23 protein-coding genes are annotated in these 24,519 nt (G+C 65.0%); 8 read left to right on the plus strand and 15 right to left on the minus strand.

The genetic code is table 11. The annotated features are described in order from the left end of the window. Positions 1–93: 93 nt before the first annotated feature. From SM130_RS02545 to SM130_RS02565, 5 genes are all read right to left on the minus strand, one after another. On the minus strand, positions 94–630 hold the full coding sequence (locus SM130_RS02545) for a tetratricopeptide repeat protein (protein ID WP_102824268.1): 537 nt from the start codon (positions 628–630) through the stop codon (positions 94–96). Positions 631–747: 117 nt separating this feature from the next. Beyond that, positions 748–1,371, minus strand: a complete 624-nt coding sequence (locus SM130_RS02550; protein ID WP_102824269.1) for a hypothetical protein — start codon at positions 1,369–1,371, stop codon at positions 748–750. A gap of 8 nt (positions 1,372–1,379) precedes the next feature. Next, positions 1,380–2,663, minus strand: coding sequence for a glutamate-1-semialdehyde 2,1-aminomutase (gene hemL, locus SM130_RS02555; protein WP_102824270.1), 1,284 nt, complete (start codon positions 2,661–2,663; stop codon positions 1,380–1,382). Between the two features lie 54 nt (positions 2,664–2,717). Then, the gene (gene thiE / locus SM130_RS02560; protein ID WP_102824271.1) at positions 2,718–3,359 is read right to left on the minus strand and encodes a thiamine phosphate synthase; all 642 of its coding nucleotides are present in this window, start codon (positions 3,357–3,359) and stop codon (positions 2,718–2,720) included. Positions 3,360–3,373: 14 nt separating this feature from the next. Further along, positions 3,374–4,168, minus strand: a complete 795-nt coding sequence (locus SM130_RS02565) for a bifunctional hydroxymethylpyrimidine kinase/phosphomethylpyrimidine kinase (RefSeq protein ID WP_102824272.1) — start codon at positions 4,166–4,168, stop codon at positions 3,374–3,376. A gap of 222 nt (positions 4,169–4,390) precedes the next feature. On the opposite strand from SM130_RS02565, the gene SM130_RS02570 reads away from it, so the two are divergent. Next, the gene (locus SM130_RS02570) at positions 4,391–6,391 is read left to right on the plus strand and encodes a sensor histidine kinase (RefSeq protein ID WP_102824273.1); all 2,001 of its coding nucleotides are present in this window, start codon (positions 4,391–4,393) and stop codon (positions 6,389–6,391) included. 133 nt (positions 6,392–6,524) lie between these two features. Further along, complete coding sequence (locus SM130_RS02575; RefSeq protein ID WP_102824274.1) at positions 6,525–8,171, plus strand: acyl-CoA dehydrogenase family protein; 1,647 nt, start codon at positions 6,525–6,527, stop codon at positions 8,169–8,171. 23 nt (positions 8,172–8,194) lie between these two features. Here SM130_RS02575 and SM130_RS02580 read toward each other — a convergent pair whose 3' ends face one another. Further along, on the minus strand, positions 8,195–9,037 hold the full coding sequence (locus SM130_RS02580) for an ion transporter (protein ID WP_102824275.1): 843 nt from the start codon (positions 9,035–9,037) through the stop codon (positions 8,195–8,197). Between the two features lie 319 nt (positions 9,038–9,356). Here SM130_RS02580 and SM130_RS02585 point away from each other — a divergent pair, with 319 nt between their 5' ends. After that, on the plus strand, positions 9,357–10,205 hold the full coding sequence (locus tag SM130_RS02585) for a hypothetical protein (RefSeq protein WP_102824276.1): 849 nt from the start codon (positions 9,357–9,359) through the stop codon (positions 10,203–10,205). Positions 10,206–10,295: 90 nt separating this feature from the next. On the opposite strand, the gene SM130_RS02590 is transcribed toward SM130_RS02585, so the two are convergent. Then, entirely contained in the window at positions 10,296–11,249 is a 954-nt protein-coding gene (locus tag SM130_RS02590) for a threonine dehydratase (RefSeq protein WP_102824277.1), read from the minus strand. Between the two features lie 77 nt (positions 11,250–11,326). Here SM130_RS02590 and SM130_RS02595 point away from each other — a divergent pair, with 77 nt between their 5' ends. Together SM130_RS02595 and amn are read left to right on the plus strand one after the other, a co-directional pair. Next, complete coding sequence (locus SM130_RS02595; protein WP_102824278.1) at positions 11,327–12,736, plus strand: PLP-dependent aminotransferase family protein; 1,410 nt, start codon at positions 11,327–11,329, stop codon at positions 12,734–12,736. Positions 12,737–12,750: 14 nt separating this feature from the next. Beyond that, positions 12,751–14,223: an AMP nucleosidase gene (amn, locus tag SM130_RS02600; RefSeq protein WP_102824279.1), complete on the plus strand. Its 1,473-nt coding sequence runs from the start codon at positions 12,751–12,753 to the stop codon at positions 14,221–14,223. Here amn and SM130_RS02605 read toward each other — a convergent pair whose 3' ends face one another. The 7 genes from SM130_RS02605 to SM130_RS02635 form a co-directional block, all read right to left on the minus strand. After that, complete coding sequence (locus tag SM130_RS02605) at positions 14,224–16,266, minus strand: pyrroloquinoline quinone-dependent dehydrogenase (protein WP_102824280.1); 2,043 nt, start codon at positions 16,264–16,266, stop codon at positions 14,224–14,226. It lies immediately after the preceding gene. A 9-nt stretch (positions 16,267–16,275) separates the two neighbouring features. Next, entirely contained in the window at positions 16,276–16,629 is a 354-nt protein-coding gene (locus SM130_RS02610) for a glucose dehydrogenase (protein WP_102824281.1), read from the minus strand. 160 nt (positions 16,630–16,789) lie between these two features. Next, positions 16,790–17,362: a HupE/UreJ family protein gene (locus SM130_RS02615; RefSeq protein WP_102824282.1), complete on the minus strand. Its 573-nt coding sequence runs from the start codon at positions 17,360–17,362 to the stop codon at positions 16,790–16,792. Positions 17,363–17,467: 105 nt separating this feature from the next. Beyond that, positions 17,468–18,082, minus strand: coding sequence for an urease accessory protein UreG (gene ureG / locus SM130_RS02620; protein WP_102824283.1), 615 nt, complete (start codon positions 18,080–18,082; stop codon positions 17,468–17,470). Between the two features lie 393 nt (positions 18,083–18,475). Next, positions 18,476–19,150, minus strand: a complete 675-nt coding sequence (locus SM130_RS02625) for an urease accessory protein UreF (RefSeq protein WP_102824628.1) — start codon at positions 19,148–19,150, stop codon at positions 18,476–18,478. A gap of 32 nt (positions 19,151–19,182) precedes the next feature. Next, complete coding sequence (gene ureE, locus SM130_RS02630; RefSeq protein ID WP_102824284.1) at positions 19,183–19,683, minus strand: urease accessory protein UreE; 501 nt, start codon at positions 19,681–19,683, stop codon at positions 19,183–19,185. A 163-nt stretch (positions 19,684–19,846) separates the two neighbouring features. Continuing rightward, positions 19,847–20,332, minus strand: coding sequence for a GNAT family N-acetyltransferase (locus tag SM130_RS02635; RefSeq protein ID WP_102824629.1), 486 nt, complete (start codon positions 20,330–20,332; stop codon positions 19,847–19,849). A gap of 239 nt (positions 20,333–20,571) precedes the next feature. Here SM130_RS02635 and SM130_RS02640 point away from each other — a divergent pair, with 239 nt between their 5' ends. The 3 genes from SM130_RS02640 (at position 20,572) to SM130_RS02650 (ending at position 23,662) form a co-directional block, all read left to right on the plus strand. Continuing rightward, complete coding sequence (locus tag SM130_RS02640; RefSeq protein WP_102824285.1) at positions 20,572–21,444, plus strand: DMT family transporter; 873 nt, start codon at positions 20,572–20,574, stop codon at positions 21,442–21,444. A gap of 100 nt (positions 21,445–21,544) precedes the next feature. Further along, complete coding sequence (locus SM130_RS02645) at positions 21,545–22,408, plus strand: isocitrate lyase/PEP mutase family protein (protein ID WP_003283022.1); 864 nt, start codon at positions 21,545–21,547, stop codon at positions 22,406–22,408. Positions 22,409–22,504: 96 nt separating this feature from the next. Further along, positions 22,505–23,662: an MFS transporter gene (locus SM130_RS02650; protein WP_102824286.1), complete on the plus strand. Its 1,158-nt coding sequence runs from the start codon at positions 22,505–22,507 to the stop codon at positions 23,660–23,662. Positions 23,663–23,676: 14 nt separating this feature from the next. On the opposite strand, the gene SM130_RS02655 is transcribed toward SM130_RS02650, so the two are convergent. After that, positions 23,677–24,396, minus strand: coding sequence for a TorF family putative porin (locus SM130_RS02655; protein ID WP_102824287.1), 720 nt, complete (start codon positions 24,394–24,396; stop codon positions 23,677–23,679). Positions 24,397–24,519 lie beyond the last annotated feature (123 nt).

Raw genomic sequence — 24,519 nt, forward strand, 5'->3', positions numbered from 1 at the left:
TACGGGCCGGCGTTGTGCAAAAAATGACCGGCGATTATATGCCCACGGCCGAGCAGGGGAAAGCACGGGCGGACACTTAGGGTTTCGCCGGGCTCAGGGGATCAGCGGCGCGTCGGCAGCCTGCAGTTGCATCAGGTAGTCGCGGAAGATCTGGCCGAGTACCTGGGTAGCGATTTCCAGTTCGTCGCGGCGCATCTGTGCGGAGACCCGGTCGGCGGTATCCAGTGCATCATCCTCGCCGTTGACGGCGGCCATCTTCAGCACGATATAGGCCTGCACGTTGTTGGCCTTGACGCCCTCGCCACGGAAGAACATCACGCCGAGTCGGTGCTGCGCTGCTGCATGACCACGCAACGATGCCTGCTCGAACCAGTACAGCGCCTTGGGCAGATCGCGCGGCGCGCGGCGACCGTCGTAATGGAATTCGCCCAGCTCGTAGGCGGCTTGCACATCGCCTTCGCTGGCGGCGAGCTGGCAGTTGCGCAGGGCTTCGGGCAGTTCTTCGGGGAGCGTATCGAGCGCGCAGCGGGCAGTCGCCGGGATCAGCAAAGTGTTCCCGCCGGCCATGGCCGTGAGAGGCGAGAGAAGCAGCAGACAGCCCAAAGACAGGATGCGGCCGGTGCGGATCATGAAAATCTGGCGCCTCGAGGAGCAGGGCGGTAATGAAAGGCTGGAACGAGCCAGCCGTCACATTATGGATAAGCTGCAGTCTGCTTACAAAGCCTTTAACGGCCTGCGATCGGCTTTTTATGCGACCGCGGGGCGATCCTCGCCAATGCTGCCGGGCAGGCGTACCAGCAACGCGACGATAAGCGGACTGGCGATGGCGAGCAGCAGCGGGCGCAGCTCGCTGAGCGGGTTGTCCGTCAGCACGCCTGCCGGCAACGGCGCCGAGCCCAGTAAGAGGACCCCAGCGGCCAGTCCGGCAGCGGTCGGCAGGCTCGCCGGCCACTGCAGCGCGCCGGCGTAGATGACCAACAGCGCACTGATCAGCATCAGACCGAGTGCGTAGGGCTCGCTCCAGCCGAGCTGTCGAGCCAGTTCGAAGAACACGCACAACCCCAGCACCACGCGGCCCCAGTTCGGCCGGCTCCAGGTCCAGCGCCGTGCCAGGGTCAGCGCCGCCACTGCAATCAGCGGCAGGCCGAGCAACAGGCTGGCGCGCTCCAGCCACTGGTGGGCTTCGTCCAGATTTATGCCGATCAGGCTCGCGGCGCCGCACGCGCCGCTCGCCGATGCGAGGATGAAACCAAGCATCGCGCTGAACAGCGCTGGCTGGTGCGCTTCGCCGTAACGGCGGCGAGCGCGGCCGATCAGCACTGCGCTGGCGCCAGCCGCGAGGAACAGCAGTACCGCTTGCAGCAATTCCATCGTCCCGCTCACTTGAGCTTGGCGAAGGCGCGCTCGGCCGCCTCCAGGGTGATTGCCAGCTCGGTGTCGCCATGGGCAATGGAGGTAAAACCAGCCTCGAACGCGCTGGGCGCCAGGTAGACCCCGCCTTCGAGCATCAGATGGAAGAAGCGCTTGAAGCGATCAGCATCGCTGGCCATGACATCACCGAAAGTGACGATATCGTCGGCGCCGCTGAAATACAGGCCGAACATGCCGCCGACCTGGGTGGTGACGAAGGGGATACCGGCTGCATCGGCGCGGTCCTGCAGGCCCTGCAGCATGCGGCTGGTGTAATCGCTCAGTTCATCGTGGAAGCCGGGACGGCTGATCAGGCCAAGGGTGGTCAGGCCGGCGGCCATCGCCAGCGGGTTACCCGACAGGGTGCCGGCCTGGTAGACCGGGCCGAGCGGGGCGATGTGCTGCATGATGGCGCGCTTGCCACCGAAGCAGCCGACTGGCATGCCGCCGCCGATGATCTTGCCGAAGGTCGACAGATCCGGGATCACGCCGTAGTAAGCCTGGGCGCCACCGAGGGCGACGCGGAAACCGGTCATCACCTCATCGAAGATCAGCACCACGCCGTGCTCGTCACACAGGCTGCGCAGGCCCTCGAGGAAGCCTGGCGCCGGCGGAACGCAGTTCATGTTGCCTGCCACCGGCTCGACGATGATGCAGGCGACCTGCTCGCCCTTTTCTTTCAGCGTGGCCTCGACTTCGGCGAGGTCGTTATAGGCCAGGGTCAGGGTGTGCTTGGCGAAGTCCGCTGGCACGCCAGCTGAGCTCGGCACACCCTGGGTCAGGGCGCCGGAGCCGGCTTTCACCAGCAGGCTGTCGGAGTGGCCGTGGTAGCAGCCTTCGAACTTGATGATGGCATCGCGGCCGGTATAGCCGCGGGCCAGGCGGATCGCGCTCATGGTCGCTTCGGTGCCGGAGCTGACCATGCGCACCATCTCCATGGACGGCACCAGGCGGCAGACCAGCTCGGCCATCTCGGTCTCCATGGCGGTCGGCGCACCGTAGGACAGCCCGTGTTCGAGCTGGCGACGCACGGCATCGAGTACCTCTGGATGGCTGTGGCCGAGGATCATCGGGCCCCAGGAGCCGACGTAATCGACATAGCGCTTGTCGTCCTCGTCGATCACATAGGCGCCTTCGGCGTGCTTGAGGAACAGCGGGGTGCCACCGACGCTGCGGAAGGCGCGAACCGGTGAATTGACGCCGCCCGGGATGTGGGTCTGGGCGCTGGCAAACAGGGTTTCGGAACGGGACATGCGGGCCTCGCAAAACAAGGGCGGACCGCCGTGCTGCGGTCCGCCGTGGCGGAATCAGGGGGTGATGAACAGCTGGCTGAACGCGCGGGCGCGGCGTTCGACCTCGGCCGGGCTGTCGGCGGCGAACAGGGCGTGAACCACGGCGATCATTTGCACGCCGTCGGTGATCAGACTTGGCGCTGTTTCCAGCGTAATGCCACCGATAGCGACGATGGGCAGGCCGATACGCGCGCGAGCTTCGCGCAACAGCTCGCGATCGGCCGAGGGCGCCCCCGGTTTTGTCTGTGACTGGAAGAAACGGCCGAAGGCGACATAGCTGGCGCCGTCACGCACGGCCTGCTCGGCCAGTGGCAGCTGCGCATGACAGGTGGCGCCGATGATCGCCTGGCGGCCGAGCAGGGCGCGGGCGACGGCGAGCGAGCCGTCCTCCTGTCCAAGGTGCAGGCCGACGCCCAGCCGGGCAGCCAGTTCGGCGTCGTCGTTGATGATCAGCTGCGCGCCATGGCGGGCACAAAGTTCTTGCAGCGCATCGGCTTCGCGCAATCGGCGCGCCTCATCGCTGGATTTATCACGGTACTGCAGCAGTCGGGCGCCACCTTTCAGGGCAGCTTCGACATACGGCAGCAGGCGGCCCTCGGCGAGCAGCTTGCTGTCGGTGATGGCGTACAGACCGCGCAGGCGAGTCGATTCCTTCATGCGCTGCTCTCCAGTCAGGCCAGATCCAGCGGCAACCGCCGCGGGATGAATTGCCCGTGGCCGGGCGCCTCGGCATCGCGCAGGGTGCGCCAGGTGTAATCGAGCGCAGACCTGACCGCGCTGGTCAGCGCTTCGCCAAGTGCCAGGCGGCCGGCGAGGGCGCTGGCCAGCGTGCAGCCGGAGCCGTGGTAGCTGCCCGGCAAGCGTGCGCAGGTGAAATCGTGGCGGCTGCCGTCACTGCAATAGAGTCGGTTATGCACTTCGCTTTCGTCGCCGTGACCACCAGTAATCAGCAGGTGGCGGATATGTGGCAGCAGGCGTTCGGCACATTCATCGGCGCTGCCATCGGGCAGATCGGCAAGAATGCGGGCTTCCGGCAGGTTCGGCGTGGCGATGGTCGACACCGGGAACAGCCGCTCGCGCATGGCGTAGCCGACATCGCCCTTGCCCAACGCGCCGCCACCGCCGGCACGCAGCACCGGGTCGCAGACCAGCGGCACACCGGGCAGCTTGCTCATGATCTCGATGACGGTCTCGACCATCTCCACCGAGCCGAGCATGCCCAGCTTGACCGCTGCGACGGGCAGGTCGGCGATCACCGCATTGGCCTGGGCGAGCACCCATTCGCGGTCGAGCACGCGGAAGTCGGAGACGTTGACGGTGTCCTGCACGGTCAGTGCGGTGACGGTCGGCGCAGCGTGACAGGCCTGCGCCAGCAGGGCTTCGATGTCCGCCTGCAGACCGGCGCCGCCACTGGGATCATGGCCGGAAAGACAGAGGACGACTGGTCGTGAAGTAGGGTTTTTCATGGCGTGCGAGCTTATCACCAAACGGCGCTGGCGGGACGCGGCAGTTGTGCGTCGATCCGCCACCGCTGCGGTCGCCGGCTATCGGCTAGTCACGGCTCCAGCGATTCGCTTTTCCGGCGGCAACCGCCGCTGTGGTAGATTGCTGGCACTTTGGTTTTCGGACTGGGTGGCAGGGTTCACGGGGCGTGAATTCGTATTCGCCGCCCGGCTGCACGAGGCATCATGCGGTACGTCTTCTTTCTCATTCTGGCTTTGCTGCCTGCCGTGGCTGCTGCTGTCGAACTCGACGAGCACACCCGTCACCTGCCGCTTGGCCAGGTCATGCAAGTGTTCGAGGACCCGCGCGGCGATGCGCGCATAGAAGACATCGCCTCGGCGGCTTTCGAGAACCGCTTTCAGACGCATCAGGCCGCCGTATTCAACGCCGGGTATTCCCGCTCCGTGCACTGGGTGCGCGTTGATCTGCACTACCAGCCCCGGTTGGCACAGGATGCGAAACGCTGGTTGCTGGAGGTGGCCTACCCACCGCTGGACAGCCTGCAGCTTTACTTGACCGACGGCGAGGGCGGCTACCGCCTGGCCCGCGATACCGGCGACACCAAGCCCTGGGCCAGCCGCGAAATCCGCCAAGGCAACTATCTGTTCGAGATCGAACTGCAGCCCAACCAGCCGCAGCGGGCCTATCTGCGCGTGCAGAGCGAAGGGTCGATCCAGGTCCCGCTGAGTCTGTGGTCGCAGCACGCCTACCTCGAAGCGCAGCCGGGGCGCATCTACGTGCTGGGCATGATCTACGGTGTGCTGCTGGCAATGCTGGTCTACAACCTGTTCATCTATTTCAGCATTCGGGACCCCAGCTACCTGTTCTACATCCTCTACATCGCTGCGTTTGGCCTCTATCAGGTCTCGGTGAACGGTGCGGGGGTGCAGTTTCTCTGGCCTGATCGGCCCTGGTGGGCCAACGCCGCGACGCCGCTGCTGATAGGTGCCACCGGGCTGTTCGGTTGCCTGTTCACCCGCAGCTTCCTGCGCACCGCCGAGCACAGCCGCTGGATGAATCGGCTGCTCGGGCTGATCATCGCGTTCTCCGTGGTAGTGATGGTGCTGGCGCTGACCACCGACTACGGCCTTTCGTTGCGCCTGGCCACTGCCCTGGCATTGCTGTTCACCCTGGCGGTGTTCGCTGCTGGCATCCTCGCCTGGCTGCGCGGCATGCGTGTCGCGCGCTACTTCATCATCGCCTGGAGCGCACTGCTCATCGGTGGGCAGATCAATACGCTGATGGTGCTGGGGCATCTGCCGCACAACTTCCTGACGATGTACGCCAGCCAGCTGGGTGCCGCGCTGGAGGTGGTGCTGCTGTCGATGGCACTGGCCGATCGCATCAACGCGCTGAAGGACGAGCGCGCCACGATCCTCGAAAGTGCGCGCTCCGAGCTGCAGCAGCTCAACGCCGAGCTGGCCGAGAGCAATCGCCTGAAGGATGAATTCCTCTCCAACATCAGCCACGAGCTGCGCACGCCAATGATGGGGGTGATGGGCGCGCTGGAGCTTTTGCCTGCCTCCGAAACGCCGGAGGAACTGCAGCAGTATCAGCACATCGCCACCGGCTCGGCGCGCGACATGATGCGCCTGGTCAACAATATTCTGGTCCTCAGCGAACTGCGTGCCGGCAAGCTGCGTCTGCAGGATCAGCGCTTCAGCCTGCGGCAGACCGCGGGGCGGCTGCACCAGCAGTTCGATGGCCTGGCCAGGGACAAAGGCTTGGCCTTGGAGCTCGAGTTCGACGAACAGCTGCCTGATCGCGTGTATGGCGACGGCGAAAAACTGGAGCAGAGCATCTGCCATCTGCTCGACAACGCGGTCAAGTTCACCTCACGTGGCGCCGTGAACCTGCGCTTCACGGGTGCGGTCGAGCAGCGCCAGCTGCAGCTGAATGTCGAGGTCGTCGACAGTGGCATCGGTTTCAGCGATGCCGATCAGGCCTTCCTTTACCACCAGTTCCGCCAGGTGGATGGCTCGATGACGCGCCGTTATGGCGGTCTCGGCATTGGCCTGGCGATCAGCCGCGGCCTGATCCAGTTGCTCGGCGGGCAACTCGAGCAGCAGTCACGACCGGGCATGGGCAGCCGCTTCGGCATTCACGTGCGCTTTGCACTGCACCCTGCTGACGGGCTGGCCGCCGGCTCGGCGCCAGCCACTCCGCCATCCGCGCCGATTGCCTGACGCGCGGAGCTTTTTGGCCGATACCTCGCTTCAATCGTCGCGGCAGCGCGTGTTTCACTGCTGATCCATCGCGCGCGCCGACTACGCTTGCTGACAGCCGCCGCGGCCTCGGTATCGAAGGAGGAACGTTCAGATGAGCCTGCAGACCTGCGCCGAAACCCATGAGGTCACCAATCAGGTGCCACCTCTCGACGGTGCCAACCTCTACCGTGTCGACCTGCCGCTGCAGCAATGGGTGCAGCGCTACCACGCCGGCTGGGCGGAGGGGCGGCTGGATAGCTACGGTGCGCTCGCCGGCGGTCCGTTGATGCAGGCCGGCTTTCTCGCCAACGAGCATAAGCCGGTGTTCAAGAGCCATGACCGCTATGGCCATCGCATCGACCTGGTGGAGTTTCACCCGGCCTACCACGAGCTGATGCGCGCCGCCGTCGAGCACGGTATCCCATCCTTGCCCTGGAGCGAGCCGCAGCCCGGCGCACAGGTGGCACGTGCCGCCCTGATGTACCTGCACAACCAGGCCGAGGCCGGCAGCAGCTGCCCGCTGACCATGACCTACGCCAGCGTGCCGGCGCTGCGCCTGCAGCCGGACCTCGCCAAGCGCTGGCTGCCGAAGATCCTTGCCCGTGAATACGACCCGCGCAACCTGCCCATGGAGCAGAAGACCGGTGTCACCATCGGCATGGCGATGACCGAGAAACAGGGCGGAACGGACGTGCGCGCCAACACTACGCACGCTCATCCGGTCGGCGGCGCGGGGCCGGGGCAGGCCTATGAACTGGTCGGCCACAAGTGGTTCTGCTCCGCGCCGATGTGCGATGCCTTCCTCACGCTGGCGCAGACCGACAAGGGGCTGTCCTGCTTCCTGGTGCCGCGTCATCGGCCGGACGGCACGCGCAATGCCTTCTATATCCAGCGCCTGAAGAACAAGCTGGGCAACTGGGCCAACGCCTCCAGCGAAGTCGAATACCGCGGTGCGCTGGCCTGGATGGTCGGTGAAGAAGGGCGCGGCGTGCCGACCATCATCGAGATGGTTTCCTCGACCCGTTTCGACTGCATGATCGGTTCCAGCTCGCTGATGCGTCAGGCGCTGACTCAGGCTCTGCATCACTGCACGTACCGCAGCGTCGGTGGTCGTGTGCTGCTCGAACAACCGCTGATGCGCAACGTGCTGGCCGATCTTGCGCTGGAAAGCGAGGCGGCGCTGGCGCTGACCCTGCGCATGGGCCGTGCTCAGGACAACCGCCAGGACGAACAGGAAGACAAGTTCGCCCGGCTGGTCACCGCCGTCGGCAAATACTGGATCTGCAAACGCGCGCCGAACATGATCGCCGAGGCCAGCGAGTGCCTGGGCGGCGCCGGCTATGTCGAGGAAACCATCCTGCCGCGGCTGTACCGCGAGGCGCCGGTCAACTCCATCTGGGAAGGCTCGGGCAACGTGCAGTGCCTGGACGTGCTGCGTGCGCTGTCGAAGGAGCCGGGCGTGCCCGAAGTGCTATTCGCCGAGCTCGGCGACGGACACGGTGATGCTCGGCTCAGGGCACATATCCAGCGGCTGCAGCGCGCCTTCGGTGATACCGACGACATCCAGTACCGCGCCCGCCAGCTGACCGAAGATATCGCCATCGGCCTGCAGGCCAAGCTGTTGCTCGAAGCGGGCAACGCCGCCGTGTCGGATGCGTTCATTGCCAGCCGCCTGGAAGGGCCTGGGCGCGTCTATGGCACTTTGCCGCGCGGGCTGGATATCGGCGCCTTGCTTGCGCGCAGCGCGCCGCAGCTGTGATTCGGGAGCAGGTGGTGTTTCGCCTAGCGGCGAGTCTGCTCGCGTAGCAGTTCCTTGAGCTCGGCTATCTCGCCGCGCAACGCGCGGACCTCCTCATGCAGGTCGGCCTCGATGTGCTCGCGCGCCGCCTCGATGGTCGCCTGGGTGGCTTCATGATCTGCATCGGTGACCGTCTGCATGGCGTTGACGATGATGGCGATGAACAGATTGAGCATGGTGAAGGTGGCGATCAGGATGAACGGGATGAAGAACACCCAGGCGTAGGGGAATACCTCCATCAACGGACGCACGATGCCCATCGACCAGCTTTCCAGTGTCATGACCTGGAACAGCGTGTACACCGAACGGCCGAGGTTGCCGAACCACTCGGGGAATTCGGCGGCAAACAGGCCAGTGGCGATCACGGCGGAGACGTAAAAGACCAGCGCCAGCACCATTGCAATCGCACCCAGGCCGGGAATTGCCGACAACAGCGCACCCACCACGCGGCGCATCGACGGCACCATGGTGACCATGCGCATCACCCGCAGCACGCGCAGGGCGCGCAGGATGCTGAACGGGCCGCTGGCGGGCACCAGCGCGATGGCTACCACGATGAAATCGAACAGGCTCCAGGGATCGCGAAAGAAAGCCGCACGATGGACGTAGATGCGCGCGGCGATCTCCACCACGAACACGCCCAGGATCAGCATGTCGAGTACACGGAGTAGCTCGCCCCAGCTTGCCACCAGCGAAGCCGAAGTCTGCATGCCGAGGATCACGGCGTTGATCACGATCAGCAGCAGGATGCTGCGCTGAACGGCTGGCCGTTCGATGAAATGTTCCAGGCGACTACGAGCGCTCGTCTCTGGGCGTGTTAGCTGCATGATGCCTACCTGTCTGTATCCGTCATTGTCCTGCTCCGGGACCGCAGGGCTCTACTGTCTGAGCACTGTACCGGGCGGGCGCGAGTATGGCGGCGAAGGTCGGCGTGGGGAAGTGGCTCCCTCAGCCGGATCGTTTCCCGGTTTGACAGAGGTTCGAACGGCAGGCGTCGTTGGTGACGAGATACCGGCCGGGCCGTTGCTCGGCGCCGCGCAGAAGTACCGATAACGGCTGTCGCGCTGTACGTGGCCTTCTAGGGTCGGCGCGGTTCAAGTTTGTCGTGCCCCTGGCCGACAAGCTGGCATTGCCCAGAGGTTTGCCATGACGCTGCCCATCTCCGCCTCGATCGCTGCTGCACGCCACACCGCGCGTACCGGGGTGCCAGCCCGATCTGCGGCCGAAGCGGAGCAGGTCTCTGAGTCGCCCAGCCGAACGTTGCTCAACGAGCGCTCGCGCGAACGATTGCTCTCGGCCGCCAAGGCCACCCGCTCGCTTTCGAACTCAATGCGTGAGGCCGATAGCGCGAAGAAGGAAGCGGCGCGTCGGCGCATCGAGGACATCAAAGAGCGCATCAAGATGCTGCGGATGCTGGTCAGCGGCGGGCTGGCCTCGAAAGGCGTCCTGCGGGAAATTCGCGAATTGGCGAAGGCGCTAGGCCAGGCTGCCAAGGTGCTCGGCGATTCAGGCGGTGATACCAAGCAAGCGGGCACCGGGGAGGGCGCGGCGCCTGCCACTGCGGGTTCCGCTGAGCAGTCCGGACTGCAGGGGGAGGCGGCATCGCTGCCGCAGGAGGCCGCACAGGAAGATGACGCCGACAAGCAGCCCGAAGCAACGAAGGAAGACGGTGTCGACGAGGCGGCGTCGCGAACGGCGATGACCCTGAAGTTGTACCTGGAAAATCTGCAGCAGGCACGGCAGGACGAGCAGCCGAGCGCCGCTGAAACGCGCCAGCGCGGCGCCGATGCGGAGCTGATCGAGGATGCCGTACGCCGTCTCAAGGCTCTGCTGGCTCTCGTCAAAAGCGTCCGTGATACGGACGATCCCGATTCCCGCGAGCGTATCTCGGAAGTAAAAGCGCAGCTCGACGACAGCGAGAAGATCGCACGGGGCCTCGGCAGCGGTTTCGCCGCGGCGCCCCTGTCGGGGGTTTCGGTCTCGATCAGCGTCTGATGGCGTCGATAGTCACGGGGCCTTGCAGGCTGCACGGATGCGCGACGAAGCAGCCAAGGCGTGCATTTCGACCAACTGATCGCATCGGCGTTAGCTGGCCAGTATTCCTGCGAGCAGCGTGCGGTCGATGTTCGCTCCGCTGAGCACCACGGCGATGCGTTGTCCACGGTTGCCTTCTCGCTCCTGCATGGCGGCGGCCAGAGCGGCGGCCCCGGCGCCTTCGGCGGTGTTGTGGGTGTCTTCGTGCAACGCGACGATCGCCTGGCGAATCTCCACATCATCGACCCGCACGATGCGGGTCGCCCCCCGGTTGATGATTGCCAGCGCTTCCGTTGCCGGCATTCGGCAGGCCAGGCCATCGGCGAACGTGTCGGCGGTCTCGGTGCAGACGATTCGGCGCTGTTCGAAGCTCTGCGCATAGACGTCCGCCGCACGGGATACGACGCCGATGACTTCGGTATCCAGGCCCAGGAGATCACGCACGCGAATCATGCCGCAGATGCCCGACCCCATGCCGATGGGCACGTAAACACGGCGCAGGGGCGGTGCCGCTTCCAGCAGCTCCAACGCGTAGGTGGCGACGCCGCGGATCAGGTCGGGATGCAGGGCGGGAACAAAGTGCCAGCCGCTCTGGGCGGCCAGGTCGGCAGCGTGTTGGCGCGCGGTGTCGAAGTCGCGACCGTATTCGATGACTTCGGCCGCGCAGGCACGCATTGCTGCGTTCTTTTCCGTCGAATTACCCTCTGGCACCAGCAGCTTCAGCGGCACGCCGGCCCGCTGGGCAGCCATCGCCAGGCTGATACCGTGATTGCCGCGGGTGGCGCTGATGAGGCCGCGCAGCTGCGGCTCACGCTTGAGCAGTTCGTCGACGTAAAGCAGGCCGCCGCGCACCTTGAAAGCGCCGGTTGGCGTGTGGTTCTCATGCTTGACCCACGTCTCGCAACCGAGCCGCTGGCTCAGTAGCGGCCAGTTGTACTGAGGGGTTGGCGGGACGTGACGGCCAATTAGCTCGGCGGCCTGGCGCAAGGCGGTGAGTTCGAACATGGGCGGCTCCTGGTTGTTTGACGACAGCCTAGAGCGCGGTCATTGTGTGGGTAAATTCTTATATTGCATGGCAGGCAATGTGGCTTCCTGAACTCATCGACAACGATCAGCCGCGCTACCTGGCATTGGTCGACGCCATTTCGCAAGCTATCGAGCGTGGCGTGCTCAAGCCCGGTGACCGCCTGCCGCCACAGCGGCGACTCGCCTGGGCGCTCGGGCTCAATCCGAGTACCGCCATGCAGGCGTATCGGGAGGCGGCGCGGCGCCATCTGGTGGGCGGTGAGGTCGGTCGCGGCACCTACGTGCTGGCCGGCAGCCGCGAGGCCAGCCTGTTTCTGCTCAAACAGCCGGATGCTCAGCCGACACGGCTCGATCTCTCGACCAATCTGCCAGTGCTCGATGCGCACGACCATGATCTGCCGCGCAGCCTGCTGGCGCTTGGCGTTTCGACTGACCTCGCCGAACTGCAGGGCTACGCCTCGCCCGCATCCATGCAGCGAGGGCGCCTGGCGGTCAGTCGCTGGCTGCGCGGGCGCAGCCTGGAAATCCCGCCGGGACGCCTGCTGCTCTGTGCTGGTGCACAGCAAGGGGTCTTCGCCGCCTTGCTGGGCCTATGCGAGCCGGGCGCACCGGCCCTGGTTGAGGCGCTGACCTCGCCTGGGATCAAGGCCGCGGCTCGCCAGTTGCGCTTGCCGTTGCATGGTGTGGCGATGGATGAGCAGGGCGTCCTGCCCGAGGACTTCGATCGTCTGGCCCGCGCCACTGGTGCGCGGGTAGCCGTGCTGACGCCGTGCATGCAGAACCCCACTGGCGTCAGCATGGGCCGCTCTCGCCGCGAAGCGATTGCTGCGCTGGCTCGACGACACGACTTGCTGATCATCGAGGACGACGTCTACGGTGCGCTCGGCGCCGAGCCGCCGCTGGCTGCGCTGCTGGGCGAGCGCAGCGTGCTGGTCGGCAGCCTGTCGAAAACCGTCGCACCGGGGCTGCGCTTCGGTTTCATCGCGGCCCCTGAGCCATGGCTGGTGCGTATTGATCCGGAAGCACAGGCCACCGGCTGGGCGCTTTCGCCGCTGTGCCTGCGCTTGGCGAGCGAGTGGCTCGAGGACGGCACGGCAGCCCGTCGGCTGGCCTGGCAACGCCAGCAGGTCGAGCGACGCTGGAAGATGGCGCGCAAGCTGCTAGGACCAAGGGTATCGGGGACCGCCTCGCCGCATCTGTGGCTGACCGCAGGTGACGGCGAAGCCGGGCTGGCAGGCATCGCGCTAGCGGCGGGCATCGAATGTGCGGCCGCGGACGTATTCGCCGTCGGCCCCGGTGCGCCGGATGCCATACGCCTGAGCCTCAGCGCGGCCCCTGGATTGGTGGTGTTGCAACGTGCGCTGCAGGCACTTGCCGAACGGCTGGCCGCGACTCCAAAGGATGACGGCCCGCCCGCGGCGCTATCGCTGTCATCGATGAGCAGGCAAGATGTTTCCAACGAATGAACAAGGAATCCAGCATGAATCCAGCCGGTGATACTTTCCGCATTGCCACCAGCGCCGAAGCTGCGGTGGACTACCTTGCCGAACTCCACGAGCGCGCCACGGGGGCGCTCAACCAGGCACTGAAACGCTACGTGACCAGCCGCACCGAGCCGAGCGCCCAGGAACGCAACCTGTTCCGCTACCCGCAGCTGCGGCTGATCTACGAGTGCCACGGCGAAGTGCCCGCCTCCACCCGTGCCTACGCCAAGGTGCAGGCGCCCGGTGTATACAGCGTTACCGTGACCCATCCGGCAGCATTCCGTGCCTATTTGCTCGATCAGCTGAAACCGCTGATCCAGGACTTCAACGTCACCGTTGAGGTCGGCATGAGCGACCGCAATATTCCCTATCCCTATGTGATCGAGCAGGGCGATGAGCTGGCCGGCACCGGTGTGACCGCTGCAGAGCTGGCGCGGGTTTTCCCCAGCACCGACCTGTCGGCCGCCACTGATGACATCGCCGACGGGCTCTACGACTGGGAACACGCAGACCCCTATCCACTGGCGCTGTTCGACGGCGCGCGGGTGGACTTCTCGCTGCGCCGGTTGGTGCATTACACCGGCAGTGACTGGCGCCACGTGCAGCCGTGGATCCTGCTGACCAACTATCACCGTTACGTCGACCAGTTCATCCGCCACGGCCTCGACATGCTGCGTGACGACACGCGCTTCGTGCGTATGGTGCTGCCGGGTAATGTGATCATTGATCGCAGCATGGAGGAGGGCGAGGCGCAGGCGATCATCGGCGGCGTGATGTGGCACCGCTACCAGATGCCGGCCTATCACTTGATGGCCGACGACGGCCATGGCGTCACCTTGGTCAACATTGGCGTCGGGCCATCCAATGCCAAGAACATCACCGACCACCTCGCCGTGCTGCGCCCGCACTGCTGGTTGATGATCGGCCACTGCGGCGGCTTGCGGCAGTCGCAGTCGATCGGCGACTACGTGCTCGCCCATGCCTACATGCGCCGCGATGGCATCCTCGACCGCGTACTGCCGCCGCACATTCCGCTGCCGGCGCTGGCCGAGGTGCAGCAGGCGTTGCAGGAGGCCGCCGCCACGGTTACTGGCGAGCAGGGTGAAGCACTGAAGAAGCGCCTGCGAACCGGCACCGTACTGACCTATGACGACCGCAACTGGGAGCTGCGCTGGGCGCAGGAGCGACCGTTGATCAACCTGTCGCGTGCCGTGGCCGTGGACATGGAAAGCGGCACCATCGCCGCCCAGGGCTACCGCCTGCGGGTGCCCTACGGCACCTTGCTCTGTGTGTCGGACAAGCCGCTGCACAGCGAGATCAAGCTGCCTGGCTCGGCCAATGCGTTCTACGAGCGGGCCGTGACCCAGCATCTGAAAATTGGCATCACCGCGCTCGATCTGCTACGCAGTCAGCTCAACTCGCTGCATTCGCGCAAGCTGCGCAGCTTCGACGAGCCGCCGTTCCGCTGATCAATCCTCCAGGGTTTCAGTCACGTCGGAGTCGCCTTTGGTGGGCAGGCTGTAGACCACGAGGTAGTCACCAATCTTGGTTTCCATGAAATGGTGGCCGCCGGCAAAAACGGCCAGGTACTGGCGGCCGTTGGTCTCGTAGGTCATCGGCGTGGCCTGCCCACCAGCGGGCAGCACGTCCTGCCAAACGACTTCACCCGTATCGATATCAATGGCGCGGATAAGGTCGTCGGTCGCGGCTGCGATGAAGATCAGTCCGCCGGCCGTGATCACCGCTCCGCCGTTGTTGGGCGTGCCGATTGTGAAGGGCAGGCGAGATGGGATTCCAAACGGGCCGTTGTTGCGCGCGGTGCCCAGTGGCTTGTCCCAGAGCACCTTCCGGCTGGCGAGGTCGATTGCCATGATGCCGCCATAGGGTGGCCGGGTGCAGGGAATACCGGTCAAGCCGTTGCGCCATGGTTTGATCGACACCGCATAGGGTGCCCCCGCCTGAGGCACCGGCCCGCCGGAATCGGTCGTCCCGCCCGGCTCGCCCAGCGGAACCATGCCCTGCTCGTCGGCTTGCTCACGGTGAATCAGCTGATTGCGCATGGGGATGTCGGTGTAGTTGGCGACAAAGATGCCGCGCTCGGGGTCGAGCGAGCCACCACCCCAGTCGTTGCCGCCGTTGTATCCGGGATACTGGATGAAGGGCCGCTCGACGTTCGGAGGCGTGTAGATGCCGTCATAGTCGGACAGGTGAAACTGAATCCGGCACCAGAGCTGATCCAAAGGCGAGAAGCCCCAGGCGTCGCGCTCGGTGAGCTTGGCTTTGGCGAGCGTCGGCATGCCTACCGAGAAGGGTTGGGTCGCAGATAACTGTTCATCCGGCAGCTTGCTTGCCGGTACTGGACGCTCCTCGACTTCGGTCAGGGGCTCACCCGTTCGACGGTCCAGAACGTAGATATCGCCCTGCTTGGTCGGCAGGATAACGGCGGGTACGCTCGTTCCGTCACCCATCGGGAAGTCGGCAAGGGTTCCCTGGGAGCCCAGGTCGTAGTCCCAGACGTCGTTGTGCACGGTCTGGAAGACCCAGGCGACCTCGCCGCTGGTTACATCGATCGCGACCAGCGCAGTGGAGTACGGATGTTCGTACTCTTCTCTGTTGCCGCTGAAGTAATCCACAGCCGAATTGCCCATGGGTATGTAAACCAGGCCCAGCTCGTCGTCCGCGGAAAAAATCGTCCAGGCGTTGGGTGTGCCGCGCGTGTATTGCTCGCCTTCCGGCGGCAGGCCGGTCTCGCCCGGGCGGCCCATGTCCCACGCCCAGGCAAGCGCGCCTGTTTCGGCGTGGTAGCCGCGGATCACCCCGGAGGGTGCGTCCTCTTTCTGCCCGTCGAGCACCTGATGCCCGACCACCACGACGTCTCGCACGATGGTGGGCGGCGAGGTCACGGCGACATAGCCTGGCGCCGCTTCGCCCATGCCTTCGAGCAGATTGACTTGGCCGGCGTTGCCGAAGTCCTGGCAGGGCTGGCCGGTGTTGGCATCCACGGCTATCAGTCGCGCATCCAGCGTACCCTCGATGACCCGGCGCGCGCAGGCCTGCGCGGGCGCTGGATCAGGCACTTCGTAGTAGGCCACGCCCCGGCAGGCGGCCGAATAGGGAATGTGATCGATCGGTACTTTTGGATCGTAGCGCCAGCGTTCGCGACCGCTCGCTGCATCGAGGCCGATCAGGATATTCATGGCGCTGCAGAGATAGAGCGAGTTGCCTACTTTCAGCGGCGTGGTTTCCGGCGCCCATTTGTCATCCACCTGTTCCGGAGGCATATCACCGGTGCGGTACACCCAGGCTGGCTCCAGCTGATCGACGTTCTCGCGGGTGATTTCTCGCAGTGGCGAGTAGCGGGTCGCTGCATTGTCCCGGCCGTACGAGGTCCAGTCCGAAGGCGCTGGGGAAGCGGCCGTAGCCCGCACGGTGGTGGGGCTGTTCTGGGCACGGCTATCGGGGATGTTGGACAAGCCAAATGTTAGCGCGGCAAGTGCAAACCAGAGGCGCATGGTTGTACCTCACTTAGAGTGGCGGCGAAGCGTAGGGACGTACAGCAGCGTGAGCAGCGCGATGACCGTGGGGGCTACCAGGCGGGGCACCAGCGGCCAGGGCTGAGCGCCCACTTCCCACAGCGCCCAGGCAAGCGTGGCCAGGAATACCAGCCAGTAGAGCCAGACACCTTGAATGCGCAGAAGAAACAGCATGGCGCCGGAGGCAAGAATGCCGATGCCGGCAGGCAGGTAATACCAGGAGCCGCCAAGCGCGACCAGCCACAGGCCGCCCGCCGCCATCGCCAGGCCAAAGAGCGCGAGGGCTACGGCGAATACCTTCAGGGACCAGTAGCCAAAGCCGCGAGCAGGATGAGTTGTCATCAGAGTTGCTCCCCTTGTCAGTTGGGAGTTTGGCTCTGCGGTGCGTTTGAAGCCGCACCGCAGAACGCTGCCACTCTGTTTGTGGTCGCGATGTCGCTCAGGGTTCCGTTGGCATCGCGATTCGATGACCTAACCCAGCGCCGATCAAGCGGACGTTGGCCTAGGCAGCCAGCAACCACGCGCCGGTGAGCGCCGATGCCGCTCCGGCGATGCGTACCAGCGGTGCGGCGGCCTGCGGCAGGTAACGCACCATGGCGTAACCGGCGGCATGCAATGCGGCCGTGGCAGCAACGAAGCCAGCGGCATAACCCCATGGGCTGGACAGTGCCGGCAGTTCCAGGCCGTGGGCGACACCATGACTGGCGGCGAACAGTGCGGTCAGCGCGGCAGCAACAACCAGCGGCGGCCGTACCGCCAGCGCAACCAGCAGGCCGAGGGCCAGCACCGATCCGGCAATGCCGGTTTCCATCAATGGCATCTCGATGCCCGCGAAGCCAACCAGTCCACCAACCAGCATGGTGGCGACGAAGGTCAGCGGCAGCGCCCAGCGGGCCTTGCCGGTCTGCTGGGCTGCCCACAAGCCGACCGCGAGCATGGCCAGCAAGTGATCGAGGCCGAAGATGGGGTGGGCAATGCCGGACATCACGCCCGCGTGGTCATGGCCAGGGTGGGCCAGGGCCAGAGCAGGGCTGAGCAGCAGGGCGGAGGTAACGAGGATTTTCTGAGCGTTCATGCGATTCCCTCTGGTTGCATGGTTAATAGCGGGGCCGAGTCGTCGCTCGGTCAGGTTCCGTTTGGTAGGCGAAGCCACGCGTCTTCGCCCTTGAGTGAGCGCGGGTCAGGCGGCGCTGAGCATTCCCTGTTTCTCGATGAAGGCGATGATCTCGTCCAGACCTTGGCCGACTTTCTGGTTGCTGAAGACGAAAGGCTTGTCGCCACGCATCTTGCGGGTGTCGCGGTCCATGACCTCCAGCGAGGCGCCGACCAGGGGCGCCAGGTCGACTTTGTTGATCACCAGCAGATCTGATTTGCAGATGCCTGGACCACCCTTGCGCGGCAGCTTGTCGCCAGCGGATACGTCGATCACGTAGATGGTCAGGTCCGACAGCTCCGGGCTGAAGGTCGCCGAAAGGTTGTCGCCACCGGATTCGACGATGATCAGGTCCAGCCCGGGAAAACGCCGGTTGAGCTGCTCGACGGCTTCCAGGTTGATCGAGGCGTCTTCGCGAATTGCCGTGTGTGGGCAGCCGCCGGTCTCAACGCCGATGATGCGCTCCGGGGCCAGGGCCTCGTTGCGCACCAGGAACTGGGCGTCTTCCTGTGTGTAGATATCGTTGGTGACCACGGCGAGGTTGTAGCGGTCGCGCAGGGCCAGACAAAGGGCGAGGGTCAGCGCCGTCTTGCCGGAGCCGACCGGCCCGCCGATGCCGACGCGCAGGGGTTGGGTGTTCATGGATGTTCTCCTCTGGAAGGCGGTGTAGCTGCCTTGGGGTTGATGCGAAGGGGGTGCTGCTGCCGATCGGGGCAGGGGGGATTCGTTGGGTGAGGGTGATGATCGTAGCCGCGCTCTGCGTAGCGCCGCGCAAGGCGCAGAGCGCCTTGGATAAATTTCGGGCTTGGATGGTGGCGTACGCAGCGTTGTCAGGCGCCGCGCTTTCCTCGGCTGGGACTACAGGTTGCGCCGAGGAAAGTGCGGCGCTCCGGCACTCAAGCAGAAAGCCAACAGTTTCGCGGCCAAGATTCCTTCGCATTGGTTCGGTGAACACCGTGCGCCACGAGTGACCATCGGGTTCTTGAGCAGCGCTCGCTCCTACAGACGCGCACGGCAAAGCCGGACTCGATCCGCTCATGACCTAAACAACCGACTGTACTGCCGCTCATGCGCCATGCTGGTCAGCACCAGTCCAAACGGCGCGCTGCCCCAGTCCCGCTCCGGCAACTCCCTGGCGAGCTGCTGCGCCTGAGTCAGAGTGGGCACCAGCTGCGAGGTCAATCGCTGCGCCGCCTGCTGTCCCAGCGGCAGCGTCTTCATCAGAACCGCCAGCTGGTTTTCCAGCCAGCCCCAGAACCAGGCGGCCAGCGCATCGGCCGGTGTGATCTGCCAGGCACGGGCCGCGAGTGCCCAGGCCATGGCCAGGCCCGGCTCGCCGGCAGCGGCAAAACAGTCACGTGCCGGTTGGTCGAGTTCCGGCAGGCCATCGAGCAGCTGCGTCAGGGAATAACCCATCTGCCGGCTTTCCAGCTGCAGCTCGCGGGTTTCGCGGCTGGCGCGGTGCTCCGCGGCGAGCTGTAACAGGCGTGGCCAGTTGTCCTGTGCGGCGGCTTCGCAATGCGCAAGCAGCAGTGGCGCCTCGAAGCGCGCAAGGTTGAGCAGTAGTTGATCTTCCAGCCAACGGCGCGCGCTGGCCGGGTCTGCTACCTGGCCGTTCTCCACCGCCATTTCCAGGCCCTGTGAGTAGCTGTAGCCGCCGATGGGCAGCTGCGGGCTGGCCAGCCTGAGCAGCGCCCAGGCCAGGTTCAACGGGCTGATAACAGCAGGGGAAGCTTGCGTGCTCACGTACGCACGCCGAACTGGTGCAAGCGTGGTGCGTAGCTGAACTCCGCCTCGCCGGCATGGGAATGATGGTGGCCGCCGCCATAGGCGCCATGCTCGGGCTGGAACGGCGCTTCGATGTGTTCGACGCTGGCGCCCAGCTGCAGCAGCATGTCCTTGAGTACATAGTCGTCGAGCAGACGCAGCCAGCCGTCGCCGACCTGCAGGGCGACATGGCGGTTGCCCAGGTGATAGGCCGCGCGGGTCAGCTCGAACGCGCTGGCGCAGGTGACGTGGAGCAGTTGTTCGGGCCGAGCCCGCACGCGCACAACGCGACCGTCACCGGCGAGCAGGCATTCGCCGTCGCGCAATGGCGCCTGGCCGCGTTCGAGGAACAGGCCGACTTCCTCACCTGCGCTGCTGAAGCAGCGCAGGCGGCTCTTGCTGCGTGCGTCGTAGGTCAGTTCGAGTTCAGCCTGCCATTCGGGGCGGGCGTCGATGCGTTGGCGAATCACCAGCATGAGCAGAGTTCCGGTCGGATCGTTTCCGGAACAAGAGCAAGTGGCTTGCCAACCCATGCCGCGCGCACCGCTGGCGGCGGCTGGCGGGCAAGCGTGCCTGATATTGGGGCTGTTCGCGCACCATTAAGGTGCGCTCGCCAAGGTGGGTGAAAGGCTGTGCGCCTTATTGGTGCAGGCTGCGCACCATATACACCGCAGGGATCTGGTAACTGGCCAGATTGCCGGCTTGCGGCGGGTCGAGTTCGTCGTGGGCCTGGTAGCCCAGGCGCGACCAGAAGCCCGTGGAATCCTGCACCGAGACCAGCGCCGAATAGCGCAGGCGTGCCGCGCTGGCTTGCTGCAAGTTGTGCCGAACGAGCGCCGGGCCGATGCCGCGGCCCGCTGCGCGTCCGGCTACGGCCAGGTCGTGCAGATAAAGGCAGTCGGCTTCGCCGTCAGTGCAGAACTCGCCGTCCAGCGGGGTGACCTTGCCCAGTTGCGAGTGATAGGCGAACAGGTAGGCGCAGACGCCCTCGGCATCCTCGGCCACCCACGCCAGCTGCGCGAACGCCGCCAGGCGTGAGCGGATCACCGCCTCGTCTTCCAGGACCTCAGCGGCATACGACTGTTCCTGGATCGCCAGGACGGCAGGGATATCGCGTTCCTGCATCGCTCTCAACTGGTACATCACGACTTCACTCGAATGCCGCGAAACGCCGCGCGGCTCGGCAAAAAGCCGGCGATCATACGCGAAGCGGCGTTGCACTGCTTACCATCGAGCGGCTCGGGAGGCTTAGTGACGCATTGACAAGCAGCTCGGATGCGAGGGCGTTCAGCTAATTGGTACAGCAGGGCGAAGCCATGACAGGCATAATGGTTAGCCTGCTAACAAGTGGACCGAGGCCTGCGTTGAACGATCACCACCACCCGCTCTATGGCGTCCTGCTGATACTGCTGTCGTGTCTGCTGCTGGCCAGCCATGACGGGCTGGCCAAGCATCTCTCGGAAATCTATCCGGTGTTTCTCGTCATCTGGGCGCGCTATGTCGCGCAGACCGTGCTGATGACCGCGTTGTTCGCGCCGCGCATGGGCCAGCGGGTATTCCGTACATTGCGACCCTGGCCGCAGCTGCTGCGCGGCCTGAGCCTGGTCAGCGTGAGCCTGATGTTCATCAGCGGGCTGCACTACATTCCGCTGGCCGAAGCGACCGCGGTGATCTTTCTGACCCCGGTGCTGGTCACCATCGCCTCGGCACTGCTGGGCGAGCGGATCAACCCCAGCCAGTGGATCGCGGTGGGTTTCGGCCTGCTTGGTGTGTTGATCATCGTTCGACCGGGCTCGGCGCTGTTCACCCCGACTGCGCTTTTGCCGCTGGGCGCGGCGCTGTCGTTCACCGTCTACCAGCTGGTGACGCGACGCCTGGCCGGTACCGATCACCCGGTAACCAGCAACTACCTGACCAGCTTGGTCGGCTGCGTGACCATGAGCGTGCTGGTGATCTTCAACTGGCAGACGCCAACGCTGCACGATGCGCTGATGATGGCGGGCCTCGGCGGCATGGCGATGCTTGGGCATCTGCTGCTGACCAACGCGTTTCGCTTCGCCAGTGCGGCGACCCTGGCACCGTTCACCTATAGCCAGATCGTCTTTGCCGGGGTGGTCGGCTATGTCGTCTTCGATCACGCACCGGATGCCGGTGCGCTGCTCGGTATGGCGGTGATCATCGCCAGCGGCCTGTGCATGGCCTATGTGCAGCGCCGCCAGGGCCCGGTCGAAGGATAAGCAGCCAGCATGTGCCATTCGACCGGCCAGACAGCTTCTCAACAATACTGAAATGAAAAGACAGGGCGATTCGACCCTTGCGTGCACCCATGGAGCCTATATGCCGCGACTTTCCCACAACGACCTGCGCCGCAACTTTCGCGAGCTGCTGAACGCCGACCGCTGCTTCCACACCGCTTCGGTGTTCGACCCGATGTCCGCGCGAATTGCCGCCGACCTCGGCTTCGAAGTCGGCATCCTCGGTGGTTCGGTGGCCTCGCTGCAGGTACTTGCCGCGCCGGACTTCAACCTCATCACCCTCAGCGAGTTCGTCGAACAGGCCACGCGCATCTGCCGCGTCGCCCAGCTGCCGGTGCTGGCCGATGCCGACCATGGCTACGGCAATGCGCTGAACGTGATGCGCACCGTCTCCGAACTGGAGCGCGCCGGCATCTCCGCGCTGACCATCGAGGACACCCTGCTGCCGCCCAAATTCGGTCGCCGCTCCACCGACCTCATCGGCATGTTCGAGGCAGTCGGCAAGATTCGTGCGGCGCTGGAAGCCCGGGTCGACCCGGAAATGGCCATCATCGGTCGTACCAACGCCGGGGTGATCGGCTTCGAGGAAGTGATCGCGCGCGCCCAGGCTTATGAAAAGGCCGGTGCCGATGCCATCTGCCTGGTTGGCATCGAGGATTTCGACCACCTGGAAAGCATCGCCAGCCAGCTCAGCAAACCGCTCATGCTGGTCACCTACGGCAACCCCAACCTGCGCGACAACGCGCGGCTGGCAGCGCTCGGCGTGCGCATTGTGGTCAACGGCCACGCCGCCTACTTCGCGGCGATCAAGGCGACCTACGACTGCCTGCGCGAGCAGCGCCAAGTCGATGCGCTGGACCTGAACGCCTCGCAGCTGTCGGTCAAATACTCCACCGCGGACGAATACGTCGTCTGGGCCGAGGAGTACATGCAGGTCAAGGAGTAACCGTAGCTGCGCTGCCGCTGCCGCTGCCGGACGGAGTGAACGACCGTCGGCTGCGGCGCCGCGAGCCGCAGCGCCATTGTTGCCAACGGAGCCCTGATGAGCCCACGTCTACTGACCTTCATGGTCGCCTTCGCTGCCTTTCTGGGGCCCTTCACCCAGACGGTTTACGCGCCGATCCTGCCGGAGCTTGGTGCGGCCCTGCGCACCACGCCGTTCCTGATCAACCTGAGCATCTCGATCTTCACCTTCGTGCTCGCCTTCATGCAGATCGTCTACGGCCCGCTGGTGGATCGCACGGGGCGCAAGCCTACGTTGCTGGCTGGCCTGGCCATCTACATCGTCGCGTCGCTGGGCTGCTTTCTGGCCAACAGCATCGAGACGCTACTGGCCTTTCGCGCCTTGCAGGCAGTGGGGATCGCAGCGGGTGCGGTGGTGGCGGTTACGGTGATTGGCGACCGCTTCGAAGGTGCCGAGCGCGGCCGGGCGATGGGCTCGTTCCAGATGATGGTGGCGCTGGGCCCGGTGCTCGGCCCGGTGGTGGGCGGTTTCGTCGGCGAGCATGTGGATTTCCATTATGTGTTCCTGCTGCTGGCCTGTGTCGGCGTGGCGGCCCTGCTGAGCAATGCCATCTGGCTCAAGGAAACCCGCCCGGCCGGGGTTGAGCCGCGTGCTTTCCATCCGGTGCAGTATCTGGAAGTGCTGGGCAATCGTCAGGGTCTGGCGATCATGCTGCTGAGCTTCGTGCAGTACTACGCCTTCTATAACTATCTGGTGTTCATGCCGAGGTTGCTCGACAGCAGCTACGGCCTGAGCGCGAGTGAGAAGGGGCTGGTGTTCCTGCCGTTGTCGATTGCGGTGGTGCTTGGCAGCTTTGTCGGTGGGCGGCTGTTAGGCCATTGGCAGCCGCGGCCGGTGCTGTTGCTCACCGCGCTGTTCAATGCGCTCAGCCTGCTGCTGTTCCTGGCCGTCGCACAGTTATCGCTCGGCGCGCTGGTGGTGGCAGTGACGGCTTTCGGCCTGTTTCTCGGGTTATCGCTGCCGGTGCAGACCAGCCTGCTGATGGACCTCTACCCAGAGAACCGCGCGACTGCCGTGGGCAGTTACAACTTCTTCCGCTTCATGGGCATGGCCACCGGGCCGGTACTGGGCTCCTGGCTGTTCCAGGACGGCAATCTCGGCCTGCTCTACGGCTTCGCTGCGGCCGCCTTCCTGCTGGCCGTCGGTCACGCACAGCTGCGTTTCCGCCAGGGCTGAAGCAGTTCGGGCGCTCAGAAGAACGAGCGTTCGGCCTTGAACATCATGAAACCTTCGCAATAGGCGTTCTGCCCCGAGTAGACGCCACACTGCGCGCCGCGCAGGCTCGAGTCGCTGTAGGACAGGTCCATCTGCATGCCCAGCAGCGAGCGGGAAAGGTTCAGCGACCAGTCGTTGAATACCCGCACGCTGCCGCCGGGGTGGTACATGGGGCTGTCCATCGAGTGGCTGGCGTACTTCATCCGTACCCCGACATCGAATGGCCGCAGCGCTCCTAGCTCGAGAAACAGCGTGCTGTCCGTTCGTCCCAGCGAACTGCTCATCGCCCCGCCCAGACGGCTGCCGCCGAGGTTGACGCCGGCGTAGTACTCCTCGCGATTCCGCGTTTCGACTTCCGGGAAGCTGTAGCGGATCACCCCCAGCTCATAGCCCGCCGAGCCGTCGAGGCGTGGCTGGGCATAGCCGACGTAGCTGTTGAGCTCAAGCTGGCTGCCGTCGAAAATCCCAACGCTAGGCGACCACTGACCGACATACACGCCGCTGTCATGGGTGAGATCCAGGCCACCGCGAAAGGTGCTGGCGGTCGTCGGCTGTACCAGGCCCTGCGCCATGCTGCGGGTGGGCGCCGTGCCGAGCTTGAGATCGAATTGGCCGATCTCGCGCTCGACCACCTCCGGTTGGCTGGCACAGCCGCCAAGCAAGATGGCCAGCGCTATCAGATATCTGTTGTCCATACACCGCTTCACTGGTGATGTGTGGCAGGCCGACCAGTGACGACCGCGAGTTGGAAAGGCCAGGCCAGAGCGCTCCAGCGCAGCGGCAGGCACGGCCTTCCCGGTATTCGGGCCGAAGGATAG

The organism is Stutzerimonas stutzeri (assembly GCF_038561965.1).
Classification (GTDB): domain Bacteria; phylum Pseudomonadota; class Gammaproteobacteria; order Pseudomonadales; family Pseudomonadaceae; genus Stutzerimonas; species Stutzerimonas stutzeri_AA.

What these genes read in the sequence shown, in the direction of transcription:
- SM130_RS02545 (WP_102824268.1), bottom strand. Translation starts at nt 630, where the DNA reads ATGATCCGCACCGGCCGCATCCTGTCTTTGGGCTGTCTGCTGCTTCTC.
- SM130_RS02550 (WP_102824269.1), bottom strand. Translation starts at nt 1,371, where the DNA reads ATGGAATTGCTGCAAGCGGTACTGCTGTTCCTCGCGGCTGGCGCCAGC.
- hemL (WP_102824270.1), bottom strand. Translation starts at nt 2,663, where the DNA reads ATGTCCCGTTCCGAAACCCTGTTTGCCAGCGCCCAGACCCACATCCCG.
- thiE (WP_102824271.1), bottom strand. Translation starts at nt 3,359, where the DNA reads ATGAAGGAATCGACTCGCCTGCGCGGTCTGTACGCCATCACCGACAGC.
- SM130_RS02565 (WP_102824272.1), bottom strand. Translation starts at nt 4,168, where the DNA reads ATGAAAAACCCTACTTCACGACCAGTCGTCCTCTGTCTTTCCGGCCAT.
- SM130_RS02570 (WP_102824273.1), top strand. Translation starts at nt 4,391, where the DNA reads ATGCGGTACGTCTTCTTTCTCATTCTGGCTTTGCTGCCTGCCGTGGCT.
- SM130_RS02575 (WP_102824274.1), top strand. Translation starts at nt 6,525, where the DNA reads ATGAGCCTGCAGACCTGCGCCGAAACCCATGAGGTCACCAATCAGGTG.
- SM130_RS02580 (WP_102824275.1), bottom strand. Translation starts at nt 9,037, where the DNA reads ATGCAGCTAACACGCCCAGAGACGAGCGCTCGTAGTCGCCTGGAACAT.
- SM130_RS02585 (WP_102824276.1), top strand. Translation starts at nt 9,357, where the DNA reads ATGACGCTGCCCATCTCCGCCTCGATCGCTGCTGCACGCCACACCGCG.
- SM130_RS02590 (WP_102824277.1), bottom strand. Translation starts at nt 11,249, where the DNA reads ATGTTCGAACTCACCGCCTTGCGCCAGGCCGCCGAGCTAATTGGCCGT.
- SM130_RS02595 (WP_102824278.1), top strand. Translation starts at nt 11,327, where the DNA reads ATGTGGCTTCCTGAACTCATCGACAACGATCAGCCGCGCTACCTGGCA.
- amn (WP_102824279.1), top strand. Translation starts at nt 12,751, where the DNA reads ATGAATCCAGCCGGTGATACTTTCCGCATTGCCACCAGCGCCGAAGCT.
- SM130_RS02605 (WP_102824280.1), bottom strand. Translation starts at nt 16,266, where the DNA reads ATGCGCCTCTGGTTTGCACTTGCCGCGCTAACATTTGGCTTGTCCAAC.
- SM130_RS02610 (WP_102824281.1), bottom strand. Translation starts at nt 16,629, where the DNA reads ATGACAACTCATCCTGCTCGCGGCTTTGGCTACTGGTCCCTGAAGGTA.
- SM130_RS02615 (WP_102824282.1), bottom strand. Translation starts at nt 17,362, where the DNA reads ATGAACGCTCAGAAAATCCTCGTTACCTCCGCCCTGCTGCTCAGCCCT.
- ureG (WP_102824283.1), bottom strand. Translation starts at nt 18,082, where the DNA reads ATGAACACCCAACCCCTGCGCGTCGGCATCGGCGGGCCGGTCGGCTCC.
- ureE (WP_102824284.1), bottom strand. Translation starts at nt 19,683, where the DNA reads ATGCTGGTGATTCGCCAACGCATCGACGCCCGCCCCGAATGGCAGGCT.
- SM130_RS02635 (WP_102824629.1), bottom strand. Translation starts at nt 20,332, where the DNA reads ATGCAGGAACGCGATATCCCTGCCGTCCTGGCGATCCAGGAACAGTCG.
- SM130_RS02645 (WP_003283022.1), top strand. Translation starts at nt 21,545, where the DNA reads ATGCCGCGACTTTCCCACAACGACCTGCGCCGCAACTTTCGCGAGCTG.
- SM130_RS02650 (WP_102824286.1), top strand. Translation starts at nt 22,505, where the DNA reads ATGAGCCCACGTCTACTGACCTTCATGGTCGCCTTCGCTGCCTTTCTG.
- SM130_RS02655 (WP_102824287.1), bottom strand. Translation starts at nt 24,396, where the DNA reads ATGGACAACAGATATCTGATAGCGCTGGCCATCTTGCTTGGCGGCTGT.